At 58.8% G+C, this 13,195-nt stretch carries 11 protein-coding genes; all 11 read left to right on the forward strand.

From position 1 onward, the window contains the following. Positions 1–51: 51 nt before the first annotated feature. Positions 52–336: a peptidylprolyl isomerase gene (locus ABD806_RS02785; RefSeq protein WP_344954477.1), complete on the forward strand. Its 285-nt coding sequence runs from the start codon at positions 52–54 to the stop codon at positions 334–336. A 180-nt stretch (positions 337–516) separates the two neighbouring features. Continuing rightward, positions 517–2,139 (forward strand): DUF2813 domain-containing protein, encoded by a 1,623-nt coding sequence (locus ABD806_RS02790; RefSeq protein ID WP_344954479.1) that lies wholly within the window; start codon positions 517–519, stop codon positions 2,137–2,139. A 36-nt stretch (positions 2,140–2,175) separates the two neighbouring features. Continuing rightward, complete coding sequence (locus tag ABD806_RS02795; protein ID WP_344954481.1) at positions 2,176–2,910, forward strand: hypothetical protein; 735 nt, start codon at positions 2,176–2,178, stop codon at positions 2,908–2,910. 94 nt (positions 2,911–3,004) lie between these two features. Beyond that, the gene (locus ABD806_RS02800) at positions 3,005–4,141 is read left to right on the forward strand and encodes an MFS transporter (protein WP_344954483.1); all 1,137 of its coding nucleotides are present in this window, start codon (positions 3,005–3,007) and stop codon (positions 4,139–4,141) included. Between the two features lie 372 nt (positions 4,142–4,513). Then, the gene (locus ABD806_RS02805; RefSeq protein ID WP_344954485.1) at positions 4,514–4,987 is read left to right on the forward strand and encodes an outer membrane lipoprotein; all 474 of its coding nucleotides are present in this window, start codon (positions 4,514–4,516) and stop codon (positions 4,985–4,987) included. 622 nt (positions 4,988–5,609) lie between these two features. After that, complete coding sequence (locus ABD806_RS02810) at positions 5,610–6,566, forward strand: helix-turn-helix transcriptional regulator (RefSeq protein ID WP_344954487.1); 957 nt, start codon at positions 5,610–5,612, stop codon at positions 6,564–6,566. A gap of 175 nt (positions 6,567–6,741) precedes the next feature. Then, the gene (gene hrpA, locus ABD806_RS02815) at positions 6,742–10,617 is read left to right on the forward strand and encodes an ATP-dependent RNA helicase HrpA (protein ID WP_344954489.1); all 3,876 of its coding nucleotides are present in this window, start codon (positions 6,742–6,744) and stop codon (positions 10,615–10,617) included. Positions 10,618–10,852: 235 nt separating this feature from the next. Next, the gene (gene rplY, locus ABD806_RS02820) at positions 10,853–11,140 is read left to right on the forward strand and encodes a 50S ribosomal protein L25 (RefSeq protein ID WP_344954492.1); all 288 of its coding nucleotides are present in this window, start codon (positions 10,853–10,855) and stop codon (positions 11,138–11,140) included. Positions 11,141–11,820: 680 nt separating this feature from the next. Next, on the forward strand, positions 11,821–12,192 hold the full coding sequence (locus tag ABD806_RS02825; protein ID WP_344954494.1) for a VOC family protein: 372 nt from the start codon (positions 11,821–11,823) through the stop codon (positions 12,190–12,192). 223 nt (positions 12,193–12,415) lie between these two features. Next, on the forward strand, positions 12,416–12,715 hold the full coding sequence (locus tag ABD806_RS02830; RefSeq protein WP_344956419.1) for a transposase: 300 nt from the start codon (positions 12,416–12,418) through the stop codon (positions 12,713–12,715). Positions 12,716–12,740: 25 nt separating this feature from the next. After that, entirely contained in the window at positions 12,741–13,112 is a 372-nt protein-coding gene (locus ABD806_RS02835) for an IS3 family transposase (RefSeq protein WP_344954496.1), read from the forward strand. Positions 13,113–13,195: the final 83 nt, after the last annotated feature.

Below are 13,195 nucleotides of genomic sequence, written 5' to 3' on the forward strand. Positions count from 1 at the left end.
CTCCCGCTTTTTGGCAGACTGACAGCCACATTTATCAATGGTGTTACCGTTATGGCCAAACGTGCCTGTGCCCTGCATATCCTGGTTAAAACCCAAGCCCAGTGCGACGCCTTGAAGGCCGAACTCGACAACAAGGGCGCCGACTTCCATCTGCTGGCCAAGAAACATTCGCTCTGTCCCTCGGGCAAGCGCGGCGGGGATCTGGGCGAGTTCAACAAGGGCGACATGGTTGGTCCCTTCGACAAGGCGGTGTTCAGTGGCCCCGAGCGGGTGGTGCAGGGGCCGATCAAGACCCGCTTTGGCTATCATCTGATCAAGGTGCTCTATCGCAGTTAATGCACAGTAGCGGGAACATCCCAGGTTTCCCCCGAACAGATTGTTCGTTTACGCGGGTCTCTGTCATCATAAGCTTAGGGTGTGTCCCATTATTGTGTATTCATTACGCTGAGGCTGTAGCGCCGCGACGAAATCATAAACAGTAACGGGACACGCCCTCAGCCCTGAACAGGATGCGCCATGTACCTTGAGCATATTACTATTCGTAATTTCATGGGGCTCAACCAGCTTTCCCTGCCCCTGGAGCAGAGCACGGCCTTGATAGGAGAAAACGCCTGGGGCAAGACCAGCCTGTTTCGCGCCTTGTGGCGGCTGATGGGCCAGGGCTCCTGTTGCTACCAGTTTACCGATGAAGACTTTTACCGGGATGACACTGGGCCCGAGCCGGAAGAGCTGCAGATAGTCCTCAGCTATCGTGAGCACAGGCCGGGGATCTGCGAGCATTCCAACCGTCTGGCGACCCTGGCGCCGGTCTGGGTCAAACACAAGGATGGCTATCACCGGGTGCATTACCGGGCGGCGGCCAAGCGAACCCCAGCGGGGGTAGAGACCGAACATGATTTTATCGATGGCGCGGGCGAACCCATTCCCCTGGACGCTCCTGCGGGGCTGGTGCACCGGCTGATCGAAATGAACCCTGTGTTCCGCCTGCGGGACTCCCGGGGGGCTCCTCAGGATCTGCCGATCGTGACTCTGGACGGTGACTATGAGCAGCTGTTGAACCATTTGAGTGAGCAGTTGGCCGAAGCAAAAGCCCTCAGCCAAGGCGATATCAAGGCGGGGCTGGATGCGGTCCGCCAGCTGTTCGAACATTACTTCACTTCCCAGGGCGCCACCAGCCGGGCGCCCAGGCGGGCCCGGGACATCGCCATTCACCCGGTCACCCTTAGCCAGCTGGGCAAGCTGAACGACTGGCAGCCGATGGGCGAAGACAGCGGCCTGTCTCTGGCGCTGACGGCCATCGCCCATACCATCTTGCAGGCCAGGGAGGGGCGGCCCATCGAGACCGGCGCCCGGCCCATGCTTTTAATAGAAGATCCCGAAAGCCGTTTGCATCCGACCATGCTGGCGGTCACCTGGGGGGTGCTGGATCGCTTTCCCGGCCAGAAGCTGGTGACCACCAATTCGGGCGACCTGCTGTCGGCCTTTCCGCTTAATCAGTTGCGGCGGCTGGTGCGCGTCACCACCGAGACCCGTTGTTTTCACCTGGGCAACGAAAGGTACAGCGGCGAGGATATGCGCCGCATCGCCTTTCATGTACGCATCAACAGACCCATGTCGCTATTTGCCCGCTACTGGTTGCTGGTCGAGGGGGAAACCGAAATCTGGCTGCTGTCCGAACTGGCCCGGATCTGCGGTTATGTGCTGCCGGCGGAAGGTATCAGGGTGATCGAATTTGCTCAGTGCGGCCATACCCCCTTGATCAAGGTCGCGCGGGACTTCGGGATCGGCTGGCATCTGCTGACCGACGGCGACGAAGCCGGCCAGAAATACGCCCAGGGCGTGCGTAGCATGCTGCGCGGCGAGCGGGAAGTCGATCATCTGACCGTACTGCCGCGGGCCGATATGGAGAATTATCTGTTTTATAACGGGCTGGAGGATGTATTTCGTCAGGAAGCCCAAATTCAGGACAAACACACCCCGGCCAGCAAGATCATCGATCGGGCCCTGAGCCGGCGCAGTAAGCCCGGCATGGCGCTGGCGGTGGTCGAAGCCATTGAAATGCAGGGCCCGGAACGGGTGCCCATGGAATTACGGCAGATGTTTACCCGCATAGTCGCCATTGCCCGCCGACAACGTTAATATGGCCGCCATTCAGAACCCGTGGAGATGTGACTCATGACAGAACTGCTTCCGGCGCGTTTGTTTGCGCCCCTGGCATTGACGGCCATCACGGCCTTGGCACTGTTAATCTGGGTATTGCGTAACGGCGACCTCTGTCCCGGGCAGCGGCGGCGTATCGGCGACGGCGTTTTGTCGGTGTGGGCGGTATTTAGCCTGGCCCTGATGCTGGGAGCAGAAGCCGGAGTACAGACGCCGCTGCTGTCGCTCGGGGGATTCACGTGTGTAGTCGGCCTCGGCACCGTGCTGTATCAGGCCCGGTTACAGGGCAAACGCAGCCTGCCCGTGAGTTGGCACTATCCTGCACTTGCCCTGGCCATGCTCTGCGGAGTATGGCTGATAGGCATCATGGGCATGGCGGCATTGCTGGCGGCCGGCACCGGTGGCTGCGTCTTTGCCCACCTGATCTTGGTGCGGGCCAGGCACCGGCTGCAGGCGTTTAACATTTTGTTGCCGCTGGCAGGTATCGCCTTTGCCGCCGGCTGGCTGCTGGTGCTGTTGGTCCAGGCGGTGATCGAGCTGAACATTAATCAACGGGAGATGACGGCCCTGATCGTGCCTTTCGTGCAGATGAGTGCGGCTGTGCTGACCGGATCCCTGATATGGTTACTACCCTTGTTACGCAAGGAGCAGACGAAACCACCGGTGATCGCGGTTGCGGCTTTGTTAATGATAGCTGCCCTGAGCATAGGCCAGGGCATCCTCTGGGAGTTATCGGTTAACATCAGTTAAACATAAAAAATTTGCTGTAAATCACAAGTTTTTCTCGTTTTACTTGCTTTTAGCCCCTACCTAGAATGCGCCTCCTGATCATCCGGAGGCCTTCATGCACCTTTTCCCCCTCTATACCCACCTGGTATTGCTCACCCTGGGCAATGCCTTCCTGGTTACCCTGGTGGCCATGGCACTGGATGCCCAGGGCGCGGCGGCCTCGCAGATTGGCCTGGTGGGCTCGGCGTTTTACCTGGGCATGCTGGGCGCCAGTTTCTTTGCCGATAAGCTGATCCAGGGCCTGGGACATGTTCGTGTCCTGGTGTTGTGCTGCGTGACCCTGACCGGTGCCGCCCTGGCCCTGACCTGGACCGATGCCATGTCGCTGTGGTTTATGCTGCGCATGCTGGCGGGCATGGCGGCAGCCGTCAGTTTCGTGGCGGTAGAAAGCTGGGTACTGGGGGTGGCGCCGCTGCACCGGCGCTCCAGTGCCATGGCCCGCTATATGCTGGTTTATTACTTCAGCTACGGCATCAGCCAGCTGTTTATCGACTGGATCCCGGCCACCAGCAGCCTGGGGTTCTGGCTGGCCGCCGGCCTGTGTGCGGCGGCAACCCTGCCGTTGATCGGCTCTCGCCGTCCGGATTTGTCGGCGGAGTCCGAGCCGGGCGCTTTGTCCGGCAAGCCTTCCCGTGCCGATCGCGCCCTGGGCCTGGCCGGCTGCCTGGTGGCGGGCATGCTGCTGGGCGGCCTTTATGCGCTGATGCCGATCCAGTTGCAGCAGATCGCCAAGCCGGAGGAAATGGGGCTCTATATGGCCTGGCTTATCCTGTGCGGCATGGCCTTCCAACTGCCTAATGGCAGCTTGGCCGATCGGTGGGGCAAGCGCACCATGATGGTGGGACAGACCCTGATGGTGGGGTTGGGATGCCTGCTGTTGTGGGAATTCAAGACCGGCTGGAGCCTGATCCTGGCGTTCAGCCTGCTGGGGGCGGGGGCTTTTACCCTGTATCCAACCACCATGTCCTATGCCTGCGGCAAGATGCACGGCCGGGCCTTGGTGAAGATGACCCAGAAACTGATGTTCGCCTACAGCATAGGTTCGCTGACCGGTCCCATGATCGCCGGCATCATGCTGGAGAAATATCGATTCGGGTTGTTTTTGTTTATCATCCTGCTGGTCGCGGGCTGGGCGTTGTGGCTGTTGCTGGTGAGGCTGGTACTGGATAAGCCCTTGGGCAATACCGCCTGATGATGGTGCCCTTGCCTGCTCCTGGTGGAGCGGCGACCCCGCGCGATATGTCCATCGGCCCGGGGGCGGTCCCCGGCAAAAGTCGGACCCACGGTGGTGTTTGTTGTCAAAGCCTGTTTCAAATGAAACAGGCTTTGACATTTTAGGGCCGTTGACTTCTGATAGGTGATGATAGGGCCCCGCCATTAGCAAGCGTTGACAGTGCGGGCATACCAGCCGGTATGGCTCGGTCAGGTGCACTGGTTGAAGGGGATTTCTCGGTATCAGATGCAAGTTTGCCGGAAAAGCGCTGGTCTATACTTTTAACAGGCAAGTCATAGAGATAAACGTCTACGCTTGGACAGGCCCATGACGCGGGGGAAGGGGAAGTAGATGAAACTGAAATCCATATCCATTGTACTGGCACTGGGTGTCCTGCCCCTGGCTGGCTGTAGCACCACAGATGTGTACTCGGGGGATGTCTATCGCAGCAGCGAGGCCAACCGGGCACAGAATGTCACCTTCGGCACCATCGTCTCGGTACGTCCGGTCACCATACAGGCGGGTGATAAGGATCCCAATGTGCTAGGCAGTGTCGGTGGCGGCGTGGTCGGCGGTATGCTCGGTCACCAGGTCGGTGGCGGTAGCGGGCGATCCCTGGCCACCGCCGGCGGCGCCATTCTCGGTGTCATGGCCGGCTCCAAGATTGAAGATAAGGCCAGCCAGGTCAGTGCCGTTGAACTGGGGGTCAGGACCGATGCCGGTGAAAACCTGGTCATAGTGCAAAAAGCCGACCGCAGTTGGCAAGCCGGCCAACGGGTCCGCCTGATCGGTACCCACAGCAATATGATCGTGGCTCCCTACTGACGACAGGCAGTCACAAAAGCGTAAAAAAAGCGCTTCCTTTCAGAAGCGCTTTTTTGTTTTACAGGAAATAATTTTATTTATTAGTGTTTTACAGTCCTGTCTTCCCGGGCTCAGTTAAAATTGTGCCAAAGAAGGTACAGAAACGGCCACTACGGCCGCACAGACTGTAAAAATGATAGTTATGACTAACTCTTTCATCTTTTACCTTCCTCAACAGTGGGCTGTACACCCAATATACGGGCTTGCTGAGTCCTTTTCAATCCATGTTTTGTTATTTTGTGGGGTATGTGGCAGATATTTGCTGAAGCTCCTATTTCTTATTTTTTATGATTCTTTCACAAGGGCGGGGAACCCTTTTAGCTGCTGGGGGGATGACTTTTGTTTTTTTAATTTACCATTAAAAACATTATTTTATCGTTTTTGTGTGTGATTTTTTGGCGCTTTCTAGTGCTGGGCTGCGGCTCTGGTATTTTTTACTGCGGATGAGATTTTCCGTATTTTGTTGGCCAAAATTTGACGTGGGCGCTAGCCTTACTGGTTACAAAAACAATAATGAGCACAATGGGAGCGATATATGGCAGCGATGACGGCTCAGACGCGGCTTTTGTTACTGTTGAGTAGGATGTACGACAGCCGTGCCCGGCAGGAAGAGCTTAACTTAACCCTGGGATCTTTCTGCCGCGAACTCGCCTTGGACGGCATGACCCTGGCGTTAAGCCCGACAGGCTGCACCGGAGATCCCGGAGAGTGGCATTATTTTGATGCCGGCCGGCGTTATCGCAGCCAGAGGGCGTTCGCCGGGCTGCTTGCCGGCCGAGACCGGCCCGCCGCCGACGGTTGTTTTTTATTCGGCCAGACAGCCCGGGGGTTCATGCTGCCGCCGGGGCAGGGTGCGGGTGGCGGTGTGCTGGTGGTGCAGGGCCGGCCGCCGTTGCGGGAACGGCTGTCCCTGTTGCAGCTGCTGGCTGCGGAACTGGCCCGATGGCAGTTGCATTACTGGTCGCTCCACCACTTAAGAGAACAAAACCGTTGCCTGCGTTACTGGGTAAACCTGACTGAGCGCCCTCAGTTGTTGCTGAATGCCGACGGTTGCCTGGTCGAGGCCAACAGGGCCGGACGTGAGCTGCTCGACAGCGAGCTGGGGATCCGGCTCGACGGCAAGGGGCAGTTGCAGGTATGCCCGGGCGAACTGGCGGGCCCGGGTCGTTGGCGCTCCCTGGGTTTGCTGGTCGGGGACTTGACCGAAGAGCGCCTGCGGTTGGTGCTGGATACCGGTCAGGGGGCGCTGGTGATGCATGTTATGCCCTTACTAAATAATCGGCGGCATTGGTTGCTGACCCTCAAGGATCCGGACTACCAGCCCAAGGTGGATGCCGACAGCCTGGCCTGCCTGTTTGAGCTGACCCGCACGGAAAAAGAGCTCCTGATCCTGCTGGGCAAGGGCTGCAACAGCCAGGACATCGCCAGTTACCGATGTGTCAGCAAGGAAACGGTGCGTTCTACCCTGAAATCCATCTTCCAAAAAACCGGCCGCCATCGGCAAAGCGATCTATTGCTGCTGATGCAGGCCATGAGCTAAATAACTTTCCCAATACAGCCACATCGACCGGGTAGCGCTAAGCAGGCCCCGTCGCTGTCTCGAGTGACCTACTATTCGGAACAGCTACAGTTAGCGGTACACAGCTTGGACTCCATTCCGGCCTCGTTTCTGTTAATATGCGCGCCATTTAGCGTGCGTGTTTTGGGGATTTGGTTTGTCTGTTGAGCAATTGCTGGCCCAATTAAAAGAGTGCAGGGGAGCGGATCGGGGGCGTTTGCGCCGCCGCCTGCAGGGTATCGAGAAACTGGCCGAGGCCAAGCGGCAAAACGTGCTCGCCGTGATCGGCGCAGATCTGGCGGCCTCCCGTGCCGAGCGCGGCCGCCGCCTGGGATTGTTGGCCCAACCCATCCACTACCCGGCCCAGCTGCCGGTCAGCGACAAGCGTGAGACCATCAAAGACGCCATCCGTGATAACCAGGTGGTGATCATCGCCGGTGAAACCGGCTCGGGCAAGACCACCCAGATCCCCAAGATGTGTCTGGAGCTGGGCCTGGGCGTTGACGGCCAGATTGGCCATACCCAGCCCCGGCGGCTGGCGGCGCGCAGCGTGGCCAAGCGGCTGGCGGACGAACTGGGCTGTGAACTGGGCGAACGGGTCGGCTACAAGGTGCGCTTTAACGATCAGGTGAGCGCCGAGACCCAGGTCAAACTGATGACCGACGGCATGCTGCTGGCGGAAATCCAGCAGGACCGTCAGCTGCGCCAGTACGACACCATCATCATCGACGAAGCCCACGAACGCAGCCTGAATATCGACTTTATTCTCGGTTACCTCAGGCAGCTGTTGCCCAGGCGGCCGGATCTGAAGGTGGTCATCACCTCGGCCACCATAGATCCGGAGCGTTTCTCCCGCCATTTCAACGATGCGCCCATCATCACGGTGTCGGGTCGTACCTATCCGGTGGAGCTGCGCTACCGGCCGCTGGTGGTGGACGACACCGAGCGGGATCAGCTGCAGGGCATTTTCGATGCGGTGGCCGAGCTCACCAAAGAAGGGCCGGGCGATATCCTGATCTTTATGAACGGCGAGCGGGAGATCCGCGACACCGCCGATGCGCTCAACAAGCAGCAACTGCGTCATACCGAGATAGTGCCGCTCTATTCCCGGCTGTCCAATGCCGAGCAGAACCGCATTTTCGAGTCCCACTCGGGGCGGCGCATCGTGCTGGCCACCAACGTGGCGGAAACCTCGCTCACCGTGCCCGGCATCCGCTACGTGATCGATCCGGGGACCGCGCGTATCAGCCGCTATTCCCACCGCACCAAGGTGCAGCGGCTGCCCATCGAGCCTGTGTCCCAGGCCAGCGCCAACCAGCGCATGGGCCGCTGCGGCCGGGTGGAGGCGGGGGTTTGTATCCGCCTGTATGGCGAAGACGACTTTATCAGCCGGCCCGAGTTTACCGACCCGGAAATTCTGCGCACCAACCTGGCCTCGGTCATCTTGCAGATGCTGTCCCTGGGACTGGGCGACATCGGCGCCTTTCCCTTCGTCGAGCCGCCGGAGAAAAAGCATATCAGCGACGGCGTGCGCCTGCTGGAAGAGCTGGGGGCGGTCGGCGAGAACCAGGGCCGGCTCAAGCTCACCCCGCTGGGGCGTGATCTGTCGCGGTTGCCGGTGGATCCGCGCCTGGCGCGCATGGTGCTGGCGGCGCGCGACTATGGTTGCGTGACCGAGGTGATGGTGATCACCGCCGCGCTCAGCATCCAGGATCCGCGCGAGCGACCGCTCGACAAACAGCAGGCGGCGGCCGAAATGCACCGCCGCTTTGCCGATGCGGACTCGGATTTTGTGGCCTTCCTCAACCTCTGGCAATACCTGAAGGAACAGCAAAAAGCCTTGAGCGGCAACCAGTTCCGCAAACAGTGCATGAGTGAGTTTCTCAATTACCTGAGGGTGCGCGAATGGCAGGATATCTACACCCAGCTGCGGCTGGTGGTGCGCGAGCTGGGCTTTCCGCTGAACAGCGAGCCCGCCGATCCTGCCAGCCTGCACCGGGCCTTGCTCACCGGCCTGCTCAGCCATGTGGGCATGCGCGATGGCGACAAGAAAGAGATCCTGGGCGCGCGCAACGCCCGCTTCCATATCGTACCCGGCTCGGCGCTGTTCAAGAAGCCGCCCCGCTGGCTGATGGTGGCCGAGCTGACCGAGACCCAGCGTCTGTATGGCCGTATCGCCGCCCGCATCGATCAGGCCTGGCTGGAAGAGGCCGGGCAACACCTGCTGAAGTCCAGCTACAGCGAGCCCTACTGGTCGAAGAAGCAGGGGGCGGTGATGGGCTATCTGAGCCAGTCCCTGTTCGGCCTGCCGGTGGTGGTGCGGCGCCGGGTCAACTACAGCGAGGTGGATCCCAAACTCTGCCGGGAGCTGTTTATCCGCCAGGCGCTGGTGGAAGGCGAGCTGGCGACCCGCCACGAATTCTTTCACCACAACCGCGCCCTGCTGGAGCAGGCCGAAACCCTGGAACACAAGTCGCGCCGCCGGGATCTGGTGATCGACGACGACACCCTGTTCCGTTTTTACGATGAGCGGCTGCCTGACGACATTGTTTCCGTTCGCCATTTCGACAAGTGGTGGCAGACGGCGCGCAAGGCCAACCCGGAGCTGTTGCACTTTACCGAAGAGATGCTGCTCAACGAGCGCGCCGGGGTCGTGACCACGCGGGATTATCCGGATGCCTGGCAGCACGATGGCCTGAATCTGCCGCTGGCCTACCAGTTTGAGCCGGGCAAGGACGAAGACGGCGTGACCGTACGCATTCCGCTGCCGCTGCTGAACCAGGTGGCCGCCGGTCCCTTTGAGTGGCAGGTGCCGGGCCTGCGCCGGGAGCTTTTCATCAGCCTGATCAAGTCGTTGCCCAAGCCGATGCGCAAGCATTTCGTGCCGGCGCCCAACTTCGCCGAGGCACTGCTGGCGGCCATGACCCCGTTCGACGGCCCGTTGCTCGAGCAGATGGAAAAACACCTGCGACGCATGACAGGCGTGACCGTGCCCCGGGAAGACTGGGACTGGAGCGCATTGCCGCCGCATCTCATCATGCGCTTTGCGGTGATGGACGCCGATGGCAAGGAGTTGGCCACCGGCCGGGATCTGGACGCCATCAAGCTCTCCCTGCAGGGCCAGGTGCAGACCGCGCTCACCCAGGCGGTGGACGACGACCGCTTTGAGCAGGAAGGCTTGCTTGAGTTTCCGGCCAGGGCCATTCCGCAAACCTTTGCCGCCAAGCGGGCCGGGTTCGAGGTAAAGGCCTATCCGGCGCTCGCCGATCAGGGCAACAGCGTGGCCCTGCAACTGTGTGAAGACGAAGCCGGCCAGGCCCAGACAATGTGGGACGGTCAGTGCAAGCTGCTGCAACTGCAACTGCCGTCGCCCATCAAGTATTTACAGGACAAGCTGCCCAACAAGGCCAAGCTGGGGCTGTATTTCAATCCCTACGGCAAGGTGCTGGATCTGGTGGACGACTGTATCCGCGCCGGCATTCATGCGCTTATGCGCCAGCACGGCGCCCCGGCCTGGACCCCCGAAGAATTCGACATTCTGAAGGACAAGGTGGCCGGCGAGCTCAACCCCACGGTGGCCGACATCGCCCTGCAGGTGGAAGAAGTGCTGAGCCGGGCCCAGGGCATCAAGAAACGGCTCAAGGGCAAGATAGACCTGGCCCTGGCGATGGCCATGTCGGACATACAGGCCCAGCTGGACGGGCTTATCTACCGGGGCTTTGTGACCGACACCGGCGGCGAACGGCTGAAGGATGCGCAGCGTTACCTGGAGGCCCTGTCGAAGCGGCTGGACAAGCTGGCCATAGATCCGCACCGGGACCGGGCCCACCTGCTGAAAATTCAGAATGTGCAGACCGCCTACCAAGCGCTTCTCAACAAGCAGCCCAGGGGCAAGCCGCCGACCGCCGAGGTGAAGGAGATCCGCTGGATGATAGAAGAGCTGCGGGTGTCTTATTTCGCCCAGACCCTGGGCACGCCGTATCCGATTTCCGACAAGCGGATCCTGCAGCAGATAGCGGCGATAGGGAGCTGAAAGCCGGTGGTCTCGGAGATTCGCGTTCCCAAGCTCTGTGTGGGAACGCGGTGTGATTTCCAGTCAGCCGCTAGCTTATTTGGCCAAAGGAGCAGCTCTTCCGACACGCGGTAGGCTCAGGCGCGCCACTGACCTAAGTTCTTGCCCCGCCATCCGCCGCCGTGTTAGACTTCGCGCGCTTTTATCTGGCGGGAGTCGGTCGCAGCTTCCGCCCATTACTTATAGAGAGAAAATTATGTCTTTTACATTCGAAGCTGAAATTCGTTCTGACCTGGGGAAAGGTGCGAGCCGCCGCCTGCGTCACGAAGAAAAAGTACCGGCCATCCTGTACGGTGCCGGTCAGGAGCCTGTTGCCCTGTCTCTGGACCACAAAAAACTGAACACCGCTCAGGAAAGCGACAGCTTCTACAGCGAAGTGCTGACCCTGGTGATCAACGGTGAAGAAGTGAAGGCCAAGGTACAAGACATCCAGCGTCACCCCTACAAGCCGAAACTGGCTCACCTGGACTTCGTTCGCGCCTAATCGCAACGAAACAGACGCTTAAAAAAACCGCCGCAAGGCGGTTTTTTATTGCTGGCAGAATAGTAATACCAAACAGATTTAATAACTGATCTGTTTGGTTGTTCTGCAAAGGCGGCCAAATGGTCAGCTCCTCCGACACGCCGTGAATACCTCCATATAGGCCCCTCCGCGCCGTCTGACCGCCATGGATGGCGGTCAGACGGCATTTCCCGAGCCCTCAGGGATGAGTTAATGGCGTGCCGTGGGAGGTGATTGTGTTGCCTCTGAAACTCAGGCTTAAATATGATCAGATTTTTATTCTAGTTAGTATAAGTAACCCACCGATGTTTTTTGCCTCTTACTTCTACTTTTGTGCAATTGCCCGATACTTGCTCTGCGTCCAGAATGGTTTTGTACGGATACTGGGTGAACAGGGGATGGTTACAATGGCAGCTTGCGACGTTAGGGCGGTAGCATGGTTAAAAGCGGCGCGAATTTCGCTATGCTCCAGCCATACCACTCAGCATTTCCCATCAGGTATGAGTTACTGCCCTACCGCCGCTTCACGCCGTCAGGGCCGCGAGAGAATTCGGACGCTGGCGGATCCCCTCATAATTCGGTAATTCCTGCGCCATGAGCCAGACGCATTAACTCCAGTCTGGCCCGGCAGCATCTGTTCGGTGACACACTAAGGAGTTCACATGACAATAAATGCAACATTCTCAGCAGGCCGAAACATTGCAATGAAGACTCCGCCTCATTTATACGAGGTCACCGTCCAATTTTACCGAGATGTGCTCGGCCTCAAACAGATAACAAAGCACGCTCCGTCAGTGGGGTTCGAGTTCGGCTCTAATAACCTCTGGATTGATAGCGTTCCTGGCATAAGCCAAGCTGAAATATGGCTTGAAGTAATTACAAACGATGTCTCTTCGGCCGCAGAGTATCTCAAGTCGGCTGGCATAGTGCGCTGCGACGAGATAGAGCCGCTACCAGAGGGGTTTCAGGCGTTCTGGGTGTCAAGCCCCGCATCTATCGTCCATCTCATTTGCAAAGACTCCGAGTCATGGTAGCTGCGGCACCTAATAAGTCGTTGGAAACTGTAGTGTTCAACTGAATGGGAGAATGTCATGAAGTTTTTAATTCAGTGTCTAGTTCTTACTGAACGCAAACTATGCTAACCCGAATGGTGAAGTGGCTATAGTTTCCCGAACACACACCTTCTATGGGCAGGTAAGATCACCTGCCCATAGAAGGTGTGTGTCATGAGTCAGAAGAAAGCCAATTCCTATACAGCTGAGTTTAAAAGAAGCCGCGGTCAAGCTGGCCGTGGAATCTGAACAACCTGTCACTCAAACCGCCAGAGAGCTGGGTATCAACGTCAACACGCTGCATACCTGGATCAGGAAGTATCACGGTGAGCGGGATGTCAGCTCCGGTAGCACGGTTGATGATCAGCACCTGTATGAAGAGTTGAAACACCTTCGGCGAGAGAACGCCCGGCTCAAGGAGGAGCGTGAGCTGTTAAAAAAGGCGGCCGCTTTCTTCGCCAAGGAATTCGCTGAGGTACGCCTTCATCGACGCCAACCAGGGTGAGTTCGACACCGCCCTGATGTGCCGAGTGTTTGAGGTGTCTCGCAGTGGCTATTACGAGTGGCGGTCCAAGCCGTCCAGCCAGCGAGAGCAGCAGGATGAGGCGTTGAAGGCGAGGATCCGTGAACACCACGAAGAGGGTCGGGCAACCTATGGTTCTCGGCGTATCCAGCGCAAGCTGGCCGGAGAATACAAGGCGGTCAGCCGTTGCCGGATTGCCCGGCTGATGAAGGAAGAAAGCCTGGAGTGCAAGACCCGGCGGAAGTTCAAGGCGACCACGAACTCGAAGCACGACAAACTTACGGTATTCAGCACCGGTGACGTAATTCAAGATGCGCGCGCCCTGCAGCGTAATCATAGGTATCCTGCCGTGCCTAATGGAAGCCGTCCTCGGCAGTAAGGATCAGCGGCTTTTTCCGGGTAGCGGCGGTGGAGGCGGCGGTTTTTTCGGGGGATGGGGCAGGTGGGGCGCCGGCGGATTTC

The sequence above is a fragment of the Zobellella aerophila genome (assembly GCF_039539325.1).
GTDB classification, from domain to species: domain Bacteria; phylum Pseudomonadota; class Gammaproteobacteria; order Enterobacterales; family Aeromonadaceae; genus Oceanimonas; species Oceanimonas aerophila.